23 protein-coding genes are annotated in these 22,053 nt (G+C 42.8%); 11 read left to right on the top strand and 12 right to left on the bottom strand.

Annotated features, from left to right (window positions below; translation table 11 throughout):
- Positions 1–6: 6 nt before the first annotated feature.
- From flhB to flgB, 6 genes are read right to left on the bottom strand one after another with little or no spacing between them, the layout of a single operon-like run.
- Positions 7–1,092, bottom strand: coding sequence for a flagellar biosynthesis protein FlhB (gene flhB, locus QGN29_RS11365; protein ID WP_310797983.1), 1,086 nt, complete (start codon positions 1,090–1,092; stop codon positions 7–9).
- A gap of 2 nt (positions 1,093–1,094) precedes the next feature.
- Positions 1,095–1,853 (bottom strand): flagellar biosynthetic protein FliR, encoded by a 759-nt coding sequence (fliR, locus tag QGN29_RS11360; RefSeq protein ID WP_310797982.1) that lies wholly within the window; start codon positions 1,851–1,853, stop codon positions 1,095–1,097.
- 26 nt (positions 1,854–1,879) lie between these two features.
- Positions 1,880–2,143: a flagellar biosynthesis protein FliQ gene (gene fliQ / locus QGN29_RS11355; RefSeq protein WP_310797981.1), complete on the bottom strand. Its 264-nt coding sequence runs from the start codon at positions 2,141–2,143 to the stop codon at positions 1,880–1,882.
- Between the two features lie 23 nt (positions 2,144–2,166).
- Complete coding sequence (gene fliE, locus QGN29_RS11350; protein WP_310797980.1) at positions 2,167–2,505, bottom strand: flagellar hook-basal body complex protein FliE; 339 nt, start codon at positions 2,503–2,505, stop codon at positions 2,167–2,169.
- 17 nt (positions 2,506–2,522) lie between these two features.
- Positions 2,523–2,930 (bottom strand): flagellar basal body rod protein FlgC, encoded by a 408-nt coding sequence (gene flgC / locus QGN29_RS11345; protein WP_310797979.1) that lies wholly within the window; start codon positions 2,928–2,930, stop codon positions 2,523–2,525.
- 12 nt (positions 2,931–2,942) lie between these two features.
- Positions 2,943–3,374: a flagellar basal body rod protein FlgB gene (gene flgB, locus QGN29_RS11340; protein WP_310797978.1), complete on the bottom strand. Its 432-nt coding sequence runs from the start codon at positions 3,372–3,374 to the stop codon at positions 2,943–2,945.
- A 222-nt stretch (positions 3,375–3,596) separates the two neighbouring features.
- Between flgB and QGN29_RS11335 the strand changes: the two genes are divergently transcribed.
- Genes QGN29_RS11335 through fliP form a run of 3 tightly spaced genes read left to right on the top strand, consistent with a single transcriptional unit; the run spans position 3,597 to position 5,108 of the window.
- Positions 3,597–3,971: an EscU/YscU/HrcU family type III secretion system export apparatus switch protein gene (locus QGN29_RS11335; protein ID WP_310797977.1), complete on the top strand. Its 375-nt coding sequence runs from the start codon at positions 3,597–3,599 to the stop codon at positions 3,969–3,971.
- A 3-nt stretch (positions 3,972–3,974) separates the two neighbouring features.
- Entirely contained in the window at positions 3,975–4,310 is a 336-nt protein-coding gene (locus QGN29_RS11330) for a flagellar biosynthetic protein FliO (protein ID WP_310797976.1), read from the top strand.
- Positions 4,311–4,316: 6 nt separating this feature from the next.
- On the top strand, positions 4,317–5,108 hold the full coding sequence (gene fliP / locus QGN29_RS11325; RefSeq protein ID WP_310797975.1) for a flagellar type III secretion system pore protein FliP: 792 nt from the start codon (positions 4,317–4,319) through the stop codon (positions 5,106–5,108).
- Positions 5,109–5,141: 33 nt separating this feature from the next.
- On the opposite strand, the gene QGN29_RS11320 is transcribed toward fliP, so the two are convergent.
- On the bottom strand, positions 5,142–6,212 hold the full coding sequence (locus QGN29_RS11320) for an SMP-30/gluconolactonase/LRE family protein (protein WP_310797974.1): 1,071 nt from the start codon (positions 6,210–6,212) through the stop codon (positions 5,142–5,144).
- A gap of 15 nt (positions 6,213–6,227) precedes the next feature.
- The gene (locus QGN29_RS11315) at positions 6,228–6,611 is read right to left on the bottom strand and encodes a VOC family protein (protein ID WP_310797973.1); all 384 of its coding nucleotides are present in this window, start codon (positions 6,609–6,611) and stop codon (positions 6,228–6,230) included.
- 89 nt (positions 6,612–6,700) lie between these two features.
- On the opposite strand from QGN29_RS11315, the gene QGN29_RS11310 reads away from it, so the two are divergent.
- Entirely contained in the window at positions 6,701–7,315 is a 615-nt protein-coding gene (locus tag QGN29_RS11310) for a LysE family translocator (RefSeq protein ID WP_310797972.1), read from the top strand.
- 2 nt (positions 7,316–7,317) lie between these two features.
- Here QGN29_RS11310 and QGN29_RS11305 read toward each other — a convergent pair whose 3' ends face one another.
- Positions 7,318–8,901, bottom strand: coding sequence for a peptide chain release factor 3 (locus tag QGN29_RS11305; RefSeq protein WP_310797971.1), 1,584 nt, complete (start codon positions 8,899–8,901; stop codon positions 7,318–7,320).
- Positions 8,902–8,993: 92 nt separating this feature from the next.
- A complete protein-coding gene (locus QGN29_RS11300; protein WP_310797970.1) occupies positions 8,994–9,698 on the bottom strand; it encodes an alpha/beta fold hydrolase in 705 nt (234 codons plus the stop codon).
- A 138-nt stretch (positions 9,699–9,836) separates the two neighbouring features.
- On the opposite strand from QGN29_RS11300, the gene QGN29_RS11295 reads away from it, so the two are divergent.
- The 7 genes from QGN29_RS11295 (at position 9,837) to QGN29_RS11265 (ending at position 17,509) form a co-directional block, all read left to right on the top strand.
- The gene (locus QGN29_RS11295) at positions 9,837–11,339 is read left to right on the top strand and encodes a DEAD/DEAH box helicase (RefSeq protein WP_310797969.1); all 1,503 of its coding nucleotides are present in this window, start codon (positions 9,837–9,839) and stop codon (positions 11,337–11,339) included.
- Between the two features lie 132 nt (positions 11,340–11,471).
- Complete coding sequence (locus QGN29_RS11290; protein WP_310797968.1) at positions 11,472–12,272, top strand: MlaE family ABC transporter permease; 801 nt, start codon at positions 11,472–11,474, stop codon at positions 12,270–12,272.
- Positions 12,272–13,048: an ABC transporter ATP-binding protein gene (locus QGN29_RS11285; protein ID WP_310797967.1), complete on the top strand. Its 777-nt coding sequence runs from the start codon at positions 12,272–12,274 to the stop codon at positions 13,046–13,048. The genes QGN29_RS11290 and QGN29_RS11285 overlap by 1 nt, the downstream gene beginning before the upstream one ends.
- Before the next feature lies 1 nt (position 13,049).
- Positions 13,050–14,411, top strand: coding sequence for a DNA repair protein RadA (radA, locus tag QGN29_RS11280; RefSeq protein ID WP_310797966.1), 1,362 nt, complete (start codon positions 13,050–13,052; stop codon positions 14,409–14,411).
- 39 nt (positions 14,412–14,450) lie between these two features.
- Entirely contained in the window at positions 14,451–15,125 is a 675-nt protein-coding gene (locus QGN29_RS11275; RefSeq protein WP_310797965.1) for a CvpA family protein, read from the top strand.
- Positions 15,126–15,275: 150 nt separating this feature from the next.
- Positions 15,276–16,739 (top strand): amidophosphoribosyltransferase, encoded by a 1,464-nt coding sequence (gene purF, locus QGN29_RS11270; RefSeq protein ID WP_375164705.1) that lies wholly within the window; start codon positions 15,276–15,278, stop codon positions 16,737–16,739.
- Positions 16,740–16,771: 32 nt separating this feature from the next.
- The gene (locus QGN29_RS11265) at positions 16,772–17,509 is read left to right on the top strand and encodes an SDR family NAD(P)-dependent oxidoreductase (protein ID WP_310797963.1); all 738 of its coding nucleotides are present in this window, start codon (positions 16,772–16,774) and stop codon (positions 17,507–17,509) included.
- Between the two features lie 476 nt (positions 17,510–17,985).
- Here QGN29_RS11265 and scpA read toward each other — a convergent pair whose 3' ends face one another.
- Both scpA and QGN29_RS11255 read right to left on the bottom strand, forming a co-directional pair.
- Positions 17,986–20,127 carry a methylmalonyl-CoA mutase gene (gene scpA / locus QGN29_RS11260; RefSeq protein WP_310797962.1) on the bottom strand — a complete coding sequence of 714 codons (2,142 nt, stop codon included), beginning with the start codon at positions 20,125–20,127 and terminating at the stop codon, positions 17,986–17,988.
- Positions 20,120–22,012 carry a methylmalonyl-CoA mutase family protein gene (locus QGN29_RS11255; protein ID WP_310797961.1) on the bottom strand — a complete coding sequence of 631 codons (1,893 nt, stop codon included), beginning with the start codon at positions 22,010–22,012 and terminating at the stop codon, positions 20,120–20,122. The genes scpA and QGN29_RS11255 overlap by 8 nt, the downstream gene beginning before the upstream one ends.
- Between the last annotated feature and the right edge of the window lie 41 nt (positions 22,013–22,053).

The raw sequence follows: 22,053 nt of genomic DNA, 5'->3' as shown, positions 1-22,053 counted from the left end.
AATTCCTTAAGGAGTACGACCCATATTCACTCTAGTTTTACCTAGTTTAATAATGCGACTTATAATACCGGCTACAGCTTTGTAATGTTCTGGTGGTATCTCTTGATCAATTTCGACTGTCGCGTAAAGCAATCGAGCTAACGGCGGATCTTCCATAATTGGAACCCCGTGTTCTTCGGCGACCTCTCTAATTTTAAACGCAATATTATCAACACCTTTTGCAAGCAAAACTGGGACATCCATCTGTCCATGCTTATATTCTAAGGCCACAGCAAAATGAGTTGGATTTGTCACCACAACATCAGCATTTGGTACACTAGACATCATACGTTGCATTGCCCGCTCCATACGAATTTTTCTTAATCGGCCTTTTACTTGAGGATCTCCGTCGGATTGCTTGTGCTCATCCTTCACCTCTTGTTTGGTCATCATTAACCCCTTGTAAAACTTATACCGTTGATAGGTATAATCGATGAAGGCAATGATGGTTACAAGCAACAACATAGCTATAAGTAGCTGAAGAACAAAGTAATAGACTGTTTCAATCATCGAGGCTGTGGGCGTGGTAAGCATCTCATCTAATTTGTCTCGTTGAGGAAAAATGAGCAAAAAAGTTACAGTGCTTACAAAGATCAGTTTCAGTATTGTTTTCACCAGTTCAATTAGAATTTGAGCACTAAAAAACTTCTTAGATCCCTGAATTGGATCAAGTTTTTTGAAGTTGGGCTTTAACTTCTCTAGAGTAAAGATAAATTCATGTTGTGCTCTTGTCGCAATTAAAGTCATCAGAATAATAACGCCTGCGGGCACAGAAAGATATAAGGCCAGAACTAGAATGAGATCAATCATCCAATTTGTTATGGCTTGCCCTCCAAAGGGAATGAGATCAATATTAGAGAGATGAAATTTTAGCTCTGTGAATACTGCAGAGGCCAAAATAGGAATCCAGCCTACAAAGATGACCACCATGCCTAAAAAGGCAAACCAATTTTTGATTTCCTGAGACTGAAGAACCTGACCTTTTTTCTTAGCGTCCTCAAGCTTTTTGGGCGTGGCTTCTTCGGTTTTGGAGTCCTGATCTTCGTCTGCCATGCTTACCCTAAAATCTCACCTAAATAATCAGAAATATGTTTGATTAAGATTGTTAACATACTCCCAAACAAAATTGAGTACAACAACCAGCCCATAAAGATGTTAAATGGCATTGCAATAAAGAAGACCTGAAAAGACGGAATCAGTCTTGAAATAAGGCCTAAGCTCGTATTAAAAATAAGACTGTAGAGTATGAAGGGAGAAGCTAACTGAACACCAAGGTTAAATGCTGAAGCAACATATTTGGTCGCCATATACGCAAAGTCAGCCGCTACAATTTCAACACCCACAGGTAGTTTAGTATAGCTATGGACCAGTCCCAAAATCATCAAATGATGCACATCAGTCACAAAGATCATGACGACGGTAGAAACAGACAAAAAAGCCGAGACAATAGCGCTTTGCCCCCCTTGGTTTGGATCAAAGCTTTGGGCTGCCCCCAGGCCTGACATAAAAGATGTAATGGTTCCGGCCACATGCGAAGCAGATAAGATGATCCTGACAATTGTTCCTAACATTGCACCAATGAGAAACTCTCTGAGGATAAGCCAAAAAATTCCCCATGTGGTGGTTGGCATCTCAGGCAATACGTCTCTCAGGGGAAAGTAGGCGATTAAAGCAATGACAGCCCCAAGAGAAGCTCGGATTCTCCCAGGAATTGATCGATCCCCAAGGGCTGGAAATAAAATCACAAGCGCTGAAATTCTTACGAGAACTAATAGATAGTCGAATATCTCAGGTATGAGTTTTTCATCAAGCATAGTGAATTGATTTCTAGAGTTTACACTCAGCCTAAAACAATGCGATCCATTATTCGTTGAAAGAGGTCGGCCATTTGGCGACCAATGTAAGGTAAGCTAAACAGCAAAACGAGGAAGATGGTAACAATTTTAGGTACAAATGTTAAAGTCATCTCTTGGATCTGAGTGACGGACTGAAAAAGCGCAATCGTTAGACCAATGCCAAGGCCAGCACCAACAATGGGCGTCGCTACAGCTAACAACGTTAGAATGGCGTCTCTCCCGACTTCGATCACCTCTGCCCCTGTCATAATCCTAAAATTCCTCTTCTGCCTTAGATCGGCATTTTAATAATTTCATTATAGGAAGAAATCACTTTATCTCGAACAGCCGTCATGGTGGATACCACAAGTTCAGCATTCGACGCTGCGGTGACAACATCGACCATATCTGCCTGATTAGCAATGGCTTTAGCCCCTGTTAACTCTGATGCTTTCGTTGCATCAGAAACGTCGCCAATGGCATCTTCAATCAGGTTAGAAAAAGCAGAACTGTCGGACTGGGAAGTGGCAAAAGGATCCGCCCCTTTCACGCCTGAGATACCACCAATTTTATCATTTGATTTTAGGGCCTGTGCATAAGCAGTAGCAGCATCTAAAGATTTTATAGACATATTCAGTAACCCCCAGGTTATCTTAAGAGTTCAAGAGTCATTGAGGCCATCCTGCGACTGGCTTCAATAGCATTCAAATTAGATTGATAGGTGCGCTGTGCTTGGCGCATATCCATCATTTCAATCAACCCATTCACATTTGATTTTAAGACATAGCCTTCTGCATCCGCTGCTGGATTGCCCGGATCGTAATTTTTACCAAAAGCTTTATCATCAAAGGAAATCTTATTCGCCATCACTTGATTAACACCAAGTTCACGATTTAGTTCGTTAGAGAAATTAATGATTTTACGACGATAGGGTTCACCGCCTGGTGTTGTTGCGGTAGAATTTTGGTTGGCTATATTTTCAGAAATAACCCGCATACGAGAAGACTGGGCTCTCATGCCAGCAGCTGAAATTAACATTGATTTCATTAAATCCATCTGACTATTCCTCTATCTTCCAGATTTACCTAAAGCAGCCTTAATCAGCGCAACATTTTTCTTGTATAATCGAGATGCCATACCATATTGCATTTGATTGTCTGCCAACTTAATCATTTCTTCCTCAAGAACAACGCTATTACCCGTTGGACTTTCTTCGTTACCCTTTTGCTCATTCACAACATAAGAACCATTCGATTGGGCTCTTTGTCCAATATGACCGGGGTCTGACCCTGCAAGCTTAAAACTAGAGGCTGAAGCCGTTTTATTGCCAGACAAACTGTCTACCAATCCAGAAAAGTCCTGCTCTGCTATTTCTTTCGCTCTATAACCTGGTGTATCTGCGTGAGCAATATTTTCAGATATCACTCTCTGATTGGCGTTTAACCACCGCATTTTATCTTTTAATGCTGTCAGCATAGGCAAGGTAGAATAATCAACCATGAACCATCATCTCCATTGGCAGAATACAGCCAAAAATTACAGAATTGGTCAACATTTTGTCGAACAGTCATACGCAAATTCTAAGCGAAAAACAAACACAATCACTTGTGCCTTAGAGAAACACTACACTTACAGCCTCTATAAAACAAGGTAGATTTTCTTATGGTGACTATAATTCAATAATCTTTATAAAGTGTTACCATAATTTAACAGTTCTTAAAAATGTCCCTAGTTTCCCTTGCATTGATGCCCAAATCTCGTCATTATTTATTCATGACAGAAAAAAATTATCATACAAAAGAAGATATTTTAAAGCGCAAAGCCGTTGCATTAAAAGACAGTGACCGTGACACTATGCGGCCTGATATTGTAGCCAAAGGCCGTGGATTTTTGGCGGAGCGTATTCTCGATATTGCTTTTGATAAAGATGTAAAAGTAAGACAAGACAAAGCTTTAACGGATATCCTTGATGTCTATGATGTGAATAGTCCAATCCCACTTGAGGCATTAATTCCTGTTTCAAGAATTTTGGAATATGTCTATCAAGCAAATGCACTTAAGCGCAAAGAAGCAGAAAAGAAAAATAGAGATATATAAGAAATGGAAACTGATATTTTATTTGCCCTAACAGGCCTTATAGTCATTCTGATAGTCATGTATCTTCTTGCTTGGCTCCTCAAGAGGTCTGGTTTAATGACTGGCCAATTAGGGAGTAAGGAAGCCACTATTGTCATCAAAGAGACAAAATTTATTGATGGCCGTAATCGGCTGCATGTGGTGGAGTGGTATAATAAGCGATATCTCATAAGTTCTGGCGCTAACGGATGTTCGTTAATCGGCGTGGATTGTGACGTCACTCCAGAGAAGTCCTCACTTGATTTTCAGCAAGAACTAACAGATAGTGGCCTTGACTATAAATCTGATCAAAAGAATTAGCTCCTTATGATACGAACTCTTTTCGCCCATAAATATTTCAAGAAATCGCTCATCATCGTGAGTGCTCTTGCTTTTCCAATTGTCATGCTTATGGCGGCACCTGTAGCCGCGCAGGAATTGACTTTGAGTATGGGGGACGGGGAAACTGTTAGCGGTAGAGTTGTCCAGCTTCTTATGTTGATGACTGTTCTTTCACTCGCGCCATCTATCCTTATCATGATGACCAGTTTTACGCGGTTTGTAATCGTCTTTTCCTTGTTAAGAAGTGCGATGGGGGTGCAGCAAACACCGCCAAACATGGTTATGGTCTCTCTCGCTTTATTTTTAACATTCTTCGTGATGCAGCCAACTTTTGATGAAGCATGGGAAACAGCAATCAATCCCATGATTAATGAACAAATTGAAGAAGACGAAGCCTATAATCGCATTCAAGTGCCCTTTAAGAAGTTCATGCTGGCACAAGTCAGAGATAAAGACATTATTCTATTTTTAGATCTACGCGGACAAGAATCGCCTGAAAATGCGATGGATATTGACATTACAACCTTAGTCCCCGCCTTTATGATTAGTGAAGTTAGGCGTGCATTTGAGATTGGCTTTTTGCTCTACATCCCCTTCATTGTGATTGATATGGTCGTGGCATCCATACTTATGTCTATGGGTATGATGATGCTCCCCCCCATCATGATCGCCCTGCCCTTTAAAATTATCTTTTTTGTATTAGTGGATGGGTGGAACATGCTGGTCGGCACACTTGTTCGGTCTTTCGGTGCCCCCATCATACCTGGGAGTGGTTGACGAGCCCAAATGCTCGCCTTCCCAACATTTCTATTATTTCGTCTCGTTTAACTCATAGATGACCATTTGAGGTGCTTCGAGACTGCCTAACAGTAATTTATTTCCTTCTTGTTGAACGGAAGTAACCATATAAACCTTTGCTCCGTCATAATCTTGATAGTTATGGGTTACTTGGCCTTCTTCATTCAATCCAATGACGATCCCCTGATAAATTGGTTTCGGTTGCATGAAATTCGGTAATTTGGAAATAATCTTTTTCAAAAAGATATTTTCCTGCATGGCATCTACATTTTCTTTTCTAGCCGATGCTAGAGCAAGCCAAAATGTTCCCTGCCGATTGCTGCTAATTCCGTCATTAAAGCCTGGTAAATTATCGATGAAAACATCACTTTGCCCAGCCTTCTCACCTTTTAGCCATACCCGTGTAATTCTATATTGCCAAGTTTCATTCACCAAAACAAAATCTTCATTTTGGCTCAAGGCAATACCATTAGCAAAATATAGATTATCCTTTAAAACATGAGCCGTTGATGTTTTTGGATTATACGCAATTAATCGACCATTTGGCTTCATTTCCAGCAAATCCAGTTTATATTCATGTTGATCATATTTATAACTGGCATCCGAAAAATAGATCATCCCCTTTGAATCTATGTCTAGATCATCAACAAATTTATAAGGAAGGCCGCCGGCAGAAGTGCTGAGAACCGTGATTTCTTTTGTAGGAGATATACTTAACAAACCTAGAAAGGCATCTGCGACAATTAAATGGCCCTTAGAATCAAAATGAAGGCCCAGTGGGCGCCCGCCTTCCAGTATGACAAATTCTTCAATCGTATAATCGTCTGAAGATGTCGTTCTGACTATACGCCCGTCTTGTAGTCCCCCGTAGATCCTTCCTTCCCGATCCAATGCTAAGTCTTCCGGGCCTTCGCCGAAAGGCAAGGGAATGACTATACTAGACTGCAATTTATTATTCGGGCTAAACTCACCCGTAAGACCTTGATCCACAGGTGCTTTCCACGAAGCTGGCTCAATAGGAGACGGATAAAAAATGAATATAACGATGAGGACAATACAAGCAAACAAACTCTTCTTAATCATTTCAAGGTCCCAGATTTATTGTTCCCAGAGTTCAAGTTTTATGCCATTCGGATCTACGATCCAGGCAAATTTTCCGCAGCCTTCTTCAGCCACGGGACCTTCTACATCTACATTCTGGGCTTTAATTTTTTCTATGAGATTTTCAAGATTGCTAACGCGGAAATTTAACATAAACTCTTGTGTACCAGGTTTCAGATAGTCAGTGTCTGATTTAAACAAACTGAAGACGCTATAGGCTTTTAGGCCATCTTTATCTTGATCATACGGGAATAAGATACCATATCCCGGCTGGTCTTCCTGAATACCAAGTACACGACGATACCATTCTTTTGTGCCGTCAACATCATCCGTTTTAAAGAATAACCCACCAATTCCAGTTACTTTACCTGTCTCAGTCATGCTTCCCTCCTTGCTTAGCGCTATAATTTCCGGTATCACCCGAACCCAAGAATGAATAACCTATCGTATTTAAGATAACGAGTAAAATTATGAGTATAGAAGCGTTAATTGCTTTCACAATTGCAATGACAATCCTATGTGCAACACCTGGCCCTGGATTTTTCACGATCATTGCAACATCCCTAAACAAGGGTATGCCCGCAGCTTTTGCCGTTCTCGTGGGTATTACACTAGGTGATCTGGTCTATTTAACTATTGCTTTGATCGGCTTAGAATTTCTGGCTCAGACGTTAGGATCTTCTTTTTATTTAGCTAAATATGCAGCTGGCGCTTATTTATTTTTCTTAGGATATAAAGCTTGGAAAGCTCACGCTCAGGATACGACAATTAGCAGAGAAGGTTCTAGACAACTCCTAAAAAGCTTTTTTGTAGGTTTAGCTGTAACGATTGGAAACCCAAAAGTAATGTTCTTTTATTTAGCTTTGCTGCCAACTTTTGTAAATTTGGAAGACCTGAGCAATACCGACATTACCATCATCATTTCAATCGTTGTCCTTGTTACCTTTATTGTTGAAGGGTTCTACATCGTGACAGCCAGAAAGATACAAGAAAAATTCAGCCGGGAAAGTACCTCGACTTTACCCAATAAAATTACGGGCAGTTTGCTAATGCTCGCAGGCCTTGCAGTCGCTCTACAAAACTAACATCAAGATATTTCTTCTTTTGTTTTCAAAAACTTAAGACTTGGAAAATCTTCTTTAGCTTTATCCAAATGCCAACTATTTCTTGCAAGGTACACAGGGGCTCCTGAGTGATCTTCTGCAATGGAAGCACGATTGAGGTCACAGAATTTTTTCACTTCCCTCGCTTCTCCTTCTATCCATTCAGCCGTCATCAGTGTGGTCGCCTCAAATTTACAAGGCACTTCATATTCTGTGCGAATACGGTCAGCTAAAACGTCAAATTGCAAAGCACCGACAACACCCACAACCCAGTCTGAACCAAGGTAGGGTTTGAATACACTTGCAGCCCCTTCTTCGGCTAACTGACCAAGAGCACGCCCCAAATGTTTGGCTTTCATTGGATCTTCAGCGCGTACTTTTTGTAGAATTTCTGGGGCAAAAGAAGGGATGCCTGTATAGCGCAGGATTTCGCTCTCAGACAATGTATCACCAATTCTTAAATTACCATGATTCGGTATCCCCATGATATCTCCAGCAAAAGCTTCCTCGGCGATCTCACGGTCTTGAGCCAAGAAAAGAGTAGCGTTGTGAATAGCCATGGTCTTCCCACTGCGGACATGCTTGAGTTTCATACCTTTTTTAAACTTGCCAGAAACCACTCTGAGGAAGGCCATACGGTCTCGATGTTTCGGGTCCATATTGGCTTGAATTTTAAAAACAAAGCCTGTTACTTTTTTCTCATTCGGGTCAACTTTTCTTTCCACAGCTTTTCCCGGTAAAGGGGATGGGGCACTTTTTGAAAGGCCATCAAGAAGTTCTTGAACTCCAAAAGTATTGACCGCAGAGCCAAAATATACCGGAGTCATTGTTCCCTCAAGATAGGCTTGTCGATCAAATTGAGGGCATAATTCCCTAACCATTTCAACATCTTCTCTAAGTTTTTCCACAAGATGTTCAGGCAGGAGTTCATCCAGCTTTGGGTCCTCTAAGCCTTCGACCTTTATGCTATCTTGAATCACATCGCCCTTTCCGCGATCAAACAAAACCAACTGATCATTCACTAAATCATAACACCCTTTAAAGTCGCGGCCCATTCCAATCGGCCATGATGCCGGGGTAACGTCAATTGCAAGAGTTTGTTCGACTTCATCAATTAAATGGAAAGGATCAAGAGCCTCTCGGTCCATTTTATTCACAAATGTCATGATTGGCATATCGCGCATTCGACAAACTTCAAATAGTTTGCGAGTTTGTGTCTCAATCCCCTTTGCGGCGTCTAAGACCATAACAGAACTATCAACAGCAGATAGTGTTCTATAAGTATCTTCAGAGAAATCTTCGTGGCCAGGTGTATCAAGCAGATTAAAAGTCTTCTGATCATAGTTGAAGGTCATGACAGAACTGGCAACAGAAATGCCGCGTTCCTGTTCAACTTTCATCCAGTCAGAACGTGCCCGACGGCGTTCGCCTTTTGCTTTAACTTCTCCGGCTTGCTGGATAGCACCGCCAAAAAGTAAGAGCTTTTCTGTGAGCGTCGTCTTACCTGCATCTGGGTGAGCAATAATTGCAAAAGTCCGTCGATTTTGAATAATCTCTTCATGCGCCATGGGAAGAAAGTCCTATAGAAGTCAATATAATTCAGCGGTAATAGAGGAGAATAGACCGCTTTGCAAGGCCTGTTACAAGAGCTGTAAACCTCTTATGTACGGTGCATTAAATTAATCAAAGCACTCAAAACAGCATTCGGGCGCTCCATACTTGAGATATGACCGCAGTCCCCAAGCAGTTGAAAGTCTGAATTAGGTAATCTTTCAACCATCTCATAATGAAGGTGAGGCGGTGTAAGCATGTCTTCTTTTCCACATAAAATTAACGAAGGTTGTGAATGTTCAGCAAGCAAATCAAGATGGTTTTTTCTGCCCATAATCGCCTTTTGTTGCCTAATAAAGCCTTGCATTCCAGTATCATCACATTGTTTTCTAAGCATTTTTAGGATTGTATCGTCAGTACGGGCACGCTCGCCAAGGATTGTCGGTAAGAACGCATTGACAACATCCTCGAACTTCCCTTCTTCAGACAGTTTAATACCCTGCTCTCTTTTGCTTTTAGCCTCTTCACTATCGGCATGAGCATTTGTGTCTAAAAGAGCATAATGTGATACGCGTTCTGAAGCCTGAGCGAGAACCTCTAGGGCTACATACCCCCCCATGGATAAGCCGCAAATAGCGAAATTACCCTGAACTGTATCCAGAAGGCGTGTGGCCATATCTGCGATGGAAGTATCCTTTCGCGTATTGGCGACAATTACATTCATATGATCTTTAAGGGCCTCTTCTTGAATTTCCCACATAAGATGCGTGCCCATAAGGCCTGGTACGAAAACTAAAGTGTCACACTTAAGCATCAGTTCACCCCTTTATTTCTCTATAATTCTTCATTTTCATCCGATTAGATGATTCCAAGATTGACTTTACGCTAGTTAAGCCTATTCTGCGGCGAAATTGAAACTATTTTTGCAAAATAATAAAAAGGCCAAAACAATATGAGTTTTGAGGTACTGGGATTAAGTGAAGAGCTCCTGAGCGCTGTATCAGATGCAGGCTACACAAAACCGACCGAAATCCAGGCAAAAACAATTCCAAGCGCTCTTATGGGTAGAGATGTTCTTGGTATCGCACAAACAGGCACAGGAAAGACGGCAAGTTTTACATTGCCTATGATTGATATCCTAGCAAATGGAAGAAGTCGCGCAAGAATGCCGCGCTCCCTAATTCTAGAGCCTACACGCGAGTTAGCTGTTCAAGTCGCAGAGAATTTTGATAATTACGGAAAAAACCACAAGTTAAATCATGCCTTAATCATGGGCGGTGTAAATTTTGGTGATCAAGAAAAGCTTTTAGATAAAGGCGTTGATGTGATTATCGCAACACCAGGAAGATTGCTTGATCTTTTTGAACGTGGCAAATTTCTGATGACAGGCATTGAGATCCTCGTGATTGACGAAGCAGACAGAATGCTGGACATGGGTTTCATTCCTGATATTGAGAAAATCTTCAAATTAATAACAAAAAATCATCAGACACTTTTCTTTTCTGCCACTATGGCTCCGCCCATAGCACGACTGACAGAACAATTTCTTTCGGATCCAAAAAAGATTGAGGTTGCCCGTCAAAATACTACAGCCGAGACTATTACTCAGCATCTCGTGAAAGTTGATGGCCGTAAAAAGAGAGCTGCACTTAGAAACTTACTTGAATATTCTAAAGACCTTCAGAATGGCATTATTTTCTGTAATCGCAAAAAAGATGTTCAAATTGTTGCCGATAGTTTGAAACGTCATGGCTATAGTGCAGAAGCTTTGCACGGAGACATGCAACAATCTGAGCGAACGAAGGTTCTAGAAAGTTTTAAGGCGAATGAAATTCAAATTCTTGTTGCGAGTGATGTTGCAGCTCGAGGTCTTGATGTTGCGGCCGTCAGTCATGTCTTTAACTTTGATGTTCCAATCAATGCTGAAGATTATGTTCATAGAATTGGCCGTACAGGACGGGCTGGGCGTGAAGGCACAGCTTATACGCTTGCCGCAACCAATAAAACCGATGCAAAGCTTGTTGATGCCATTGAAAAGTTGATCAATAAAAAGTTTGATCAAAATGAAGATCTGAATGCTCTTGCTGGAGACAGTTCAAAGAAACGCTCTCACTCTAAGTCAGAACAAACAGAGCAAAATAGCTCTGAGGAAGACACTGGCTCCTCACGTCACCAACGACGGGGTCGCAGTGATCGACACTCAAGAAACGAGTCTTCTCGCTCTGAGAATAATCGTAACGAGAACACACGCAGTGATAACAGAGGTCGAGGCCGCTATGGCCGTGGTCGCTATGGACGTAATCAACGCCGTGAAACGATGCCGAACAGTGCCCATTTTGATAACCCAAATCGGAAGGTGAGGACGGCTCCAGATGATATGCCAAAAGAACCTTTCGTGGGCATGGGGAAAGAATTGCCAACCTTTATGGCAGAAGCAGCCCCTATTCACGAATAGATGCGGTACATTATAAAAAACGATTTGGCCTGCTTCGCGGGCCTTATTTTTGCCCTGAAAAGATTTCACTTTATTTTTTTCACACGACAGATTAAGTTGAGTCTCTAAATAGAACATATAGGAAACATTTACGTGTTAAACTTCCTTAAAAAACCAAACTTTTTGCAAGCAATTGGGCACATCATTGTGGCTGCTGTTGCTGAAATAGGCCGTCTTTCTCTTTTTACATGGACCGCCATCACACATATGATCCGCCCCCCAATTTATGGCCGCCTCATAGCGAAGCAAATGTGGTTAATAGGCTATAATAGCTTACCCGTTGTAGGCCTGACTGCTCTTTTTACTGGCGCCGCTCTTGCTCAGCAAATTTTTGTTGGGGGCAGTCGATTTAATGCTGAAAGCGTGGTGCCCGGGGTTGTTGTGATCGCAATTGTTCGAGAGCTAGGGCCCGTGCTAGGGGGATTAATGGTTGCCGGTCGAGTTTCATCAGCGATGGCAGCAGAACTTGGTACCATGCGTGTGACGGAACAAATCGATGCGCTGGTCACACTATCGACAGATCCTTTTAAATATTTAATAGTGCCAAGACTAATTGCCAGCATTATAACTTTACCAATTCTTGTCCTCGTCGCAAATATCATTGGTGTGCTGGGTGGCTTTATCATTGGCACAGAGCGATTGGGCCTGGCAAGTGGGACTTATCTATCTGTAACAGCTGACTTTCTTCAACAAGCGGATGTGATTAGCTCGATGGTCAAAGCGGCAGTCTTTGGGTTTATTATCGCCCTTATGGGATCTTATCATGGGTATAATTCCTCTGGCGGCGCAGCGGGGGTCGGTAAAGCAACAACAAATGCAGTAGTCTCTGCCTTCATTGCAATTCTATTAGCGAATTTGATCATAACAGTGATTGTATTCGGGGGGGCGAGCTAATGAGCAATACTACGATGATAGAACTCAAAAATGTTCATAAATCATTTGGCCCCAAAGTGGTATTAGACGGTGTAAATTTATCGGTAAACAAAGGCGAATCCTTAGTCATTATTGGTGGCTCAGGAACGGGGAAATCAGTCACGTTAAAATCTATTATGGGTCTTATTACGCCAGATAAAGGGCAGATTTTTGTGGGCGGAGAGAATGTTACACATTTAAAACCTTCAAATCGACAAACCCTACTTTCTAAATTTGGCATGCTCTTTCAAGGGGCTGCGCTCTTTGATAGTTTAACCGTCTGGGAAAATGTGGCTTTTGCCCTTATTGAAGCCAAAGGAATGGCTAAGCATGTCGCACAGGAAATCGCCATTGAGAAGCTAAGACGCGTCGGTTTAAAACCGGATGTCGCCTTCCTTCGTCCTGATGAATTATCAGGGGGCATGCAAAAACGAGTTGGGCTGGCACGGGCAATAGCAACGGACCCTGAAATTATCTTTTTTGATGAACCGACGACTGGCCTCGATCCCATTATGGCTGATGTCATTAATGAATTAATTGTAGAATGCGTGAAAGACTTAGGGGCTACAACGCTTACTATTACTCATGATATGGCCAGTGCTCGAAAAATAGCTGATCATATTGCCATGCTGTATGAAGGAAAAATTATTTGGAAGGGTCCCGTAGATCACATTGATAAAAGTGAGAATGCCCATGTTGAACAGTTTATCCATGGCCGAGCTGACGGCCCTATTCAAATGCAAATCCTAAAGGCGTAAGATGGCTAAAACTCAAAAAGAATTTGCCTGTCAAAGTTGCGGTGCCGTTTATCGAAAATGGCAAGGAAAATGCGACAGTTGCAATGAGTGGAATACCATCGAAGAAACAGCAGGCGTTGTCTCGGGTACGCCCAAAGGCCTGAGTGGGAAAAAAGGTCGTAAGGTAGAACTTGTTTCTTTGAACAGTCCTCACGAGGAACAGGCTCGATTGTCCACTGGAATTGGCGAGTTTGATCGTGCACTGGGTGGGGGTATAGTAAAGGGCAGCGCAACCTTAATTGGTGGTGATCCCGGCATCGGAAAGTCAACTCTTCTCCTACAAGCCATGGCCTCTTTGGCCTCTCGCGGTGAAGATGTTATTTATATTTCTGGAGAGGAAGCAACCGCGCAAATTCAAATGCGAGCACAAAGATTAGGTCTAGCCGATAGCCCTATGAAATTAGGGGCCGAAACAAATCTTCGAGATATTCTCACCACACTAAATGAAGGGCCTGCACCTGCTGCTGTGGTGATCGATTCTATTCAGACAATTTTTGGCGATAGCGTCGAAAGTGCACCAGGCACAGTGACGCAAGTTCGTTTATGTTCCCATGAACTCATTTCTTTTGCAAAACGTTCTGGCAGTGCAGTCTTCATTGTAGGTCATGTTACGAAAGATGGCCAAATCGCAGGGCCTCGAGTTCTAGAACATATGGTTGATACAGTGCTATATTTTGAGGGGGACCGAGGACATCAGTTCAGAATATTGCGTGCCGTGAAAAATCGTTTCGGTGGCACTGATGAAATCGGCGTTTTTGAAATGACTGGTCTGGGGTTATCAGAAGTGAAAAATCCTTCTGCCCTTTTCTTAGCGGATCGAAATGAACGCGAACCAGGGAGCTGTGTTTTCGCAGGGATTGAAGGTAGCCGTCCTGTCTTGGTTGAAATCCAAGCTCTCGTCAGCCAATCTTCTGCTGCAAACCCTCGGCGTGCTGTCGTTGGATGGGACAGCAGTCGGCTTTCAATGATTCTTGCTGTCCTTGATGCACGCGCTGGTCTCGGTCTCTCCAATTGTGATGTTTATTTGAATGTTGCCGGTGGCTTGCGGGTGACAGAACCTGCTGCAGATCTAGCGGTTGCTACTGCCCTGATCAGTTCACTGGCAGAAGTGCCCCTTCCCCCAGAAACCGTCGTTTTCGGAGAAGTAAGCCTTTCTGGGGACGTCAGAGCCGTGTCCCAAGCAGACGCGAGACTGAAGGAAGCTGAAAAATTGGGTTTTGTAAGAGCATTGATGCCTAAAGCAAGAAAAACGGGAAAACAAAATATAACACAAGACATTGTTAGTCGCCTTGCAGAAATTGTAGACCGATTTATGCCAAGCTGATAGACTAAGACTGGGCAACCTAACAGGGGAAATTTGGGCATGGACATTCAAGCATTAACTGCATTCGATATTGGTGTTTTAGTCATCATCGGCTTATCACTCGTTATGGCTTTTAGCCGTGGCTTCACAACAGTTGCCTTAAGTTTTGCTGCTTGGGCCGGGGCACTTTTTGTGACTGTTTTCGGCTTTGCTCTCACGAGTGATTTCGCTAAACAATATATTCAACCAGATGAATTAGCCGATCTAATAACTTTGGTAGTCCTTTTCTTCCTTTCTCTATTTATTTTGAAGCAACTTGCTGAATTCATTGGAAATATGATTAAGTCAGGCCCACTCGGATTTCTGGATCGATCCCTTGGTGCTTTATTTGGCCTTCTAAGAGGGATTGTTGTTGTTTCAATTATGTATCTTGCCTTCTCAAAATTCTATCCAGGTACAGATCAACCAGCTTGGATGAGCAACTCTCAAACTAAACCACTCATTGCATGGAGCGCTAATATGGTTGAGGGTTTTGTAGATGATATTCTTGGTAAAGATACTAAACAGACTGGCAGCGAGTATCTGCAAAAAGTCAAAGATAGTGTCCCTTCCAGCTATTTGAATGAAAAATTAGAGAAAGAGGCGGCAAAATATAAAGAACAGGCCAGAAAATCGATGGAAGAGCTTGTAGAAGAAGCAACAAAAGAAGCTGAGAAAAAGAAGAAAGATCAATAGGATACTTGTTTTGAAGTAATTTTTGACGGTTTTGTATCATTTTACGCTAGTCAAAAAATCAAATAATGGCTATACGTGCCCCCATGGTTCCAGTTATCTGATGCACAGACATCAGATTGATATATAGGGTAGAAAAATATGTCGCTAGAGATGCTGTCTACTAACCCCTTTGACGATGATAAACTTCGTGAAGAATGTGGTGTTTTTGGAATTTTTGGGTCGTCAGACGCCTCAGCTCACACAGCCCTTGGATTACACGCTTTACAGCATAGAGGACAAGAAGCCGCAGGAATCACCACCTACGATAATGTTGAATTCCATACACGCCGCATCTTAGGCTTGGTCTCTGATAATTTTACTGATCAAGAAACCATTGGTAGCCTCCCTGGGGATTGTGCCATCGGCCATGTCCGCTATTCTACAACGGGTGACACTGTCCTCAGAAACTGCCAACCTCTCTTTGCAGAATTTGCATCAGGGGGCTTTGCTGTTGCTCATAATGGAAACCTTACCAATGCGGCTCACCTTAAACGTGCTCTCATCAGGCGCGGATCAATCTTTCAGTCAACCTCTGACACTGAAGTCATTATTCATTTAATCGCCACAAGTCATTATAGAACGCTTATGGATCGCTTTGTTGATGCTCTTCGTCAAATTGAAGGCGCCTACTCTTTTGTATCACTGACAAAAGACGGTATGATTGGTGTAAGAGATCCACTGGGAGTAAGGCCGTTGGTCCTAGGACGATTAGACGATGCCTATATACTTTGTTCAGAGACCTGTGCTTTGGATATTATCGGAGCAGAGTATATCCGCGATATCGAGCCAGGTGAAGTCGTAACTATTACCAAAGAGGGCTTGAGAAGCGATAAACCTTTCCCCGAAGCAAGCTCTCGCCCTTGTATCTTTGAACATGTCTATTTTGCCCGTCCTGATAGTAATGTTGACGGCATGAATGTGTATGAAGTTAGAAAAAGGATTGGTGCTGAACTGGCGCGCGAATCTGGGATAGAATGTGATGTCGTCATTCCAGTACCAGACAGTGGGACCCCTGCGGCTATTGGCTATGCTCAAGAGGCTAACGTTCCCTTTGAACTTGGAATCATTCGAAATCACTATGTTGGGCGAACATTCATTGAACCGAGCGATCAAATTAGACACCTTGGGGTGAAATTAAAGCTTAACCCAAATAAAAATATGATCAAAGGTAAGAAGGTTGTCATGGTAGACGATAGTATCGTTCGAGGCACAACCTCTTTGAAAATTGTGAATTTAATGCGTGAGGCTGGTGCTAAAGAAGTCCATATGTGTATTGCTTCTCCTCCTACTGCCCACAGTTGTTTCTACGGCGTTGATACACCGGACCGTGATAAACTATTAGCGGCCCGTATGAGCGATGTGGAAGCGATGCGCGAATATATCAAAGCTGATAGTCTTACTTTCTTAACAATTGATGGCCTCTATAGAGCCGTTGATCAAAAAGAGGGTCGCAATAATAAATGCCCTGCTTTTTGTGATGCCTGTTTTACCGGTGACTATCCTACTTTCCTCACTGACCAAACAGAAGTTGAAGAAGGCAAACAACAATTAGAGTTAATTGCTTCTAAAAAGTAATCCTTTCCCAAGCATAAGATCGGAGTGACGAGATGTCAGAACACTCTCTAAAAGGTAAACTCGCCCTTATTACAGGGGCCTCCAGAGGTATCGGCCGTGCAGTAGCAGAGCTTTATGCGAAAGAAGGGGCGCATGTAATCGCTGTTGCAAGAGCACGCTCTCAAGGAGCCCTTGAAGAATTAGATGATACAATTCAAGCGATAGGGGGCTCTTGTACGATCGCCCCTCTTGATCTTCAAGATGGGGATGCTTTAGATCGCTTAGGTGCCCTGATTTATGAACGATGGGGAAAATTAGATATTCTCGTTGGTAATGCAGGCATTTTGGGCGCTATCACGCCTATCACACATATGGATGTAAAAGAATGGGGGGATATTCTTAACATCAATCTCACAGCTAATTGGCGTCTTCTTCGATCAATGGATCCACTTTTGAAGCAATCTGATGCTGGTAGAGCAATTTTTGTAAGTTCTGGAGCAGCTCATAAACACAAACCATATTGGGGTGGCTACGCTGTATCTAAAGCTGCATTAGAAGAATTAGTATTAACGTATGCGGCAGAAACGAAAGCCTCAAAAATTAAGGCAAACCTGATTGATCCTGGTCCCATCAGAACAATGATGAGGGCAAAAGCCGTTCCAGGTGAGGATCCTTCCTCGCTCCCAACAACGGCTGAAATTGCTCCTTTATTTTTGGAACTCGCTTCAGATACCCTTGAGAAAACGGGGGAATTGATTAAATATTATGAGTGGGCTAATATTCAGCGATAAATACTTATTCCAACCTTTTATACCGAAATTTTAACACTGTTAGACTAGAATTTAGGGTATGAATATTTATAAATATATATTAATGCTCCTCAGTGCTTGCCTGCTCTTTTCGCGGCAAAACCCCTCAATGGAATTGCTCAATTTAAAACATCATATGGTGAAATCATAGATCATCATGTTGATAGAAATGGCATCGAAAGAAGTAAACTTTCTACCTTTCGCCTGCTGCGATCAATCACATCTGGCCATTTAGATTATATGGTTATGAGACAATTAGGGGCTCGCTACTCTATACTGAATTGAGACAAGAAAAGACACTTAGAATTCATAATCACTTTTCAGATATTGTGACCAACACACCTTACTATGCGGCCTGTGCCAAACGTGTGTCAGATCGTACAATGAAAGCCCTAAACAAGGCGATCAATACCTTAGGGCTTATCAGCAACTAGAAAGCAAACGTCTACAGAGACTGCTTACGATAAAACTGGCCGATCCATAATCTTACTCAGCAACTCTATTGCAGCATCAGTAATGACTGTCCCAGGAGGGAAGATTGCATCTGCGCCCATTTGATGCAATGAAGCAAAATCCTGAGGCGGAATGACACCTCCTGTAATAATCATAATATCGTCTCGTCCTGCTTCAGAAAGCTGCTCTTTTAAGGCTGGTACAAGGGTCAAGTGGCCAGCGGCAAGAGAGGATGCCCCAATGATATGCACATCATGTTGTATGGCGTCTTTGGCGGCTTCTTCTGGGGTTTGGAATAAGGGGCCAATAACAACATCAAAGCCTAGATCGGCAAAAGCAGTTGAGACAACCTTCTGACCACGATCATGACCATCTTGACCCATCTTAGCGATCATTATTTTTGGGGCCCGGCCAAATTTTTCTGTAAAGCTTGCGATCATCTCCTCAATCGTAATGAGTGTTTCTTGCTTGTCTTTCAAGGCTGGCTTATAGACACCTTTAACAGCCTTAATCTCTGCTGTATGCCTGCCAAAGACTTTCTCTAATGCATCAGAGATCTCTCCAACTGTAGCTCTCGCCCTGGCAGCATCCACAGCAAGAGCAAGAAGGTTCCCTACACCGGTTTCTGCAGATTTTGTAAGCGCAGTCAAAGCACCCTCAACAGTAGTCAAACAGCGTTCACTTCTTAATTTTGCTAATTTTTCAATCTGTTGTTGCCTAACCACAGAATTATCAATTTTCAAAACATCCACATCAGATTCATTTTCAAGCTGATATTTGTTTACTCCCACAACAGTCTGTGTGCCACTGTCAATACGGGCTTGTGTTCGTGCGGCAGCTTCTTCAATTCTTAACTTAGGGATCCCTGCTTCAATAGCCTTAGCCATGCCGCCCATTTCTTCAACCTCTTGAATATGTTTCCAAGCCTTTTCGGCTAATTCATGAGTGAGCTTCTCTACGTAATAAGAACCGCCCCATGGGTCAATGACATCACAAGCACCTGTTTCTTGTTGAATGAAAAGCTGTGTATTTCTTGCGATGCGCGCAGAGAAGTCCGTCGGCAGCGCTAAGGCTTCATCCAGAGCATTGGTATGCAGTGATTGTGTTTGGCCTCCTGTTGCCGCGAGTGCTTCAATGCAGGTACGTGTTACATTATTATAGACATCTTGTGCTGTTAGTGACCAACCTGATGTTTGACAGTGAGTTCTTAAACTCAATGACTTCGAACTTTTTGGTTCAAACTGATTAACAAGTTTCGCCCATAATAAACGCCCGGCACGCATTTTTGCGACTTCCATGAAATAATTCATACCGATAGCCCAGAAGAAGCTAAGACGGGGAGCAAATTTATCAACATCTAACCCTGCTTCAACCCCTGCACGGATATAATCAACCCCGTCCGCAAGTGTATAGGCCAGCTCCAAATCTGCGGTCGCCCCTGCTTCTTGCATATGATACCCGGAAATAGATATGCTGTTAAATTTTGGCATATTCTCACTCGTAAAAGCAAAAATGTCTGAAATTATTCGCATTGAAGGGGCTGGCGGGTAGATATAGGTATTGCGCACCATAAATTCTTTTAAAATATCATTTTGAATTGTGCCCGATAATTTGTCTGGACTAACGCCCTGCTCTTCTGCCGCAACTATATAGTTAGCAAGAATAGGTAACACAGCCCCATTCATAGTCATAGATACAGACATTTGGTCAAGTGGTATACCATCAAAAAGGGTCTTCATATCAAGTATGCTATCTATGGCGACACCTGCCATACCCACATCTCCTACGACACGGGGGTGATCACTATCATAGCCTCTATGAGTAGCTAAATCGAAAGCGACAGAAAGGCCTTTCTGTCCTGCCGCTAAGTTTCGACGGTAAAATGCGTTCGACTCTTCTGCTGTAGAAAAACCAGCATACTGACGAATTGTCCATGGGCGTTGAACATACATGGTAGGATAAGGCCCGCGTATAAAGGGGGGCGCCCCAGGGTATTGCCCTTCAACATCAATATCTTCAATGTCTTTCTGATTATAGGATGCTTTAATGTTAATGCCTTCAGGAGTATCCCAAAGAGACCCTTTTGTAGGCGCAGCTTCTGCCTGTCCCTTAAACATCAGCGTAGAAAAATTGGGAATGTTACTCATGACCTTCTCCCTGAACATTCTGCATTAACTCATTAAGTGCTAAAGATAAAATAGTTAGAACATCAGACCCCATATAGATACAATCTGTGAGACCTGCTTCTTTTAAAACGGCCTCTTCTTTTCTTTTTCCAGCGATATAGATTAGGTCTGCTCCGGCTTGATAAAAGGCCTTCACCATGTCCATAGCCCCAAGGTCATAAGCTTTATCTGAACCGCAGAGTACCACAGCCCGAGAGCCTGTTTTTTTATAGGCCGCGACCATTTTCTCTATATCCGTATACCCATCATTTCCAAGAGCTTTGATCCCTCCTGCCTCAAAATAATTCTTTGCGTATGTTGCACGCGCTGTATGGTCTGCAACGGGACCAATATTCGCAAGAAAAATAGAAGGCCTTTTCCCCTCCTCGGCTGTATACCGATCGGATTGATCGCGCAGTGTCTCAAAATCTTCCGCTAAGCGATGGAAAACAACGGGATTGATTTCAACAGCCGCTTCAACCGCATCAGGAACAAAAGACGGCTGGGGACCAGCTGTGTCAATTGGGTCTTCAAATAAATTTGGAAACTCAGAGACCCCAGTAATGGGGAGTTTACGCTTTGAAATATCTTTACGCATCTCTAACCAATTATCTTCAAGACTGGCTTGAATAGACCCTATTTGAAGGCCGTGCATGATCCCGCCAGTGGATTGCATGTGTTGAAATTCAGACCAGGCAGCCTTAACAAGGTCACTCGTAAGGGTTTCGAAAGCAAAACTCCCCGCAGCAGGATCAACAACTTGGCCTAGACCACTTTCTTCTTGTAAAATAACCTGAACATTGCGCGCTATACGCCGCGCAAAATCGCTTGGCATGCCAATCATTGTATCGTGAGGGAGAATAGTTATTTCATCAGCCCCACCTAAAGACGCAGCGAAACAAGCCGCTGTTGATCTTAGGATATTGACCCAGGGATCCCTAACAGAAACCATTCGAACCGCACTCATAGCGGATAATCTCATTGGCGCGTTAGGAAGGCCGCAATAAGCGAGAACTTCTCCCCATAATCGGCGAGCAGCCCTCATTTTCGCGATGGTCATATAAATATCAGCGTCTGCAACAATCATGAATTGGATCTGTCCTGCAGCCTTCTCTATATCAACACCAGCCTCTTCCATCGCTTTCAAATATTCAAGACCTGTGGACAGCATGAGAGCCAGTTCCTGCTTCTCACTAGCTCCCGCTGTATGATAAGCGGTTGTTGAAACAGAGAAACAACTGATCCCTGGTGTCTTATCTATGCATACTTTCGAAAGGTTAGCTGCACCCTCTAAAGCGGCCTCAACAGTTTGAGATAAACGTCCTGTCTGCGCTAGGGTTCCAATAGGATCGCATCCTAAATTCCCTTTGAGTTTTGATAAGTCATAGTGTGCCGTCACATAGGATAGATATTGTGTTGAGGTTTGAATAAAATCCTCCCCGGGCAACAAATTCACATGGATATAATCTAGATATACATCTTTAAGCAGTTGTTTCAGGTCTTTAGGGTCAATGCCGGGAAAATAGCCCGATTTAAATCGAAGACCTATCGCAGAAGCTCCCCCCACTAAGTCATCTATGATCGCCTTACTGGATGCTTTTGCATCCTCATTCCAATGAGGTGCACAAATTGACCAATTTTGGGAAGATGATACTGGCTGATGCACTTCCCTCTTATTCTCGCCGCCATGATGAATAGCTTCTTGTTTACTGCTATAAAGTCCTTGGATAAAAAAATCATTGTAGGATTTTTTTTGCATTACGCGGTCAAAATCACGCCCTTTAAGGGCTTTCTCTACTAAATCTTTCCATTCAGCTTCTGAGCTCTTTGGGAATTCCGTCAAAAAATCGTGGGGTTTCGAAGACATATTGGGACCATCTTTCATCATACTCAACTAGGGGAGCACAT

It is taken from the genome of Temperatibacter marinus (assembly GCF_031598375.1).
In the GTDB taxonomy this organism is placed as follows: Bacteria; Pseudomonadota; Alphaproteobacteria; order Sphingomonadales; family Kordiimonadaceae; genus Temperatibacter; species Temperatibacter marinus.
Note: the sequence above shows the minus strand (reverse complement) of the source record. Positions and strands in the feature narration are given on the sequence as shown.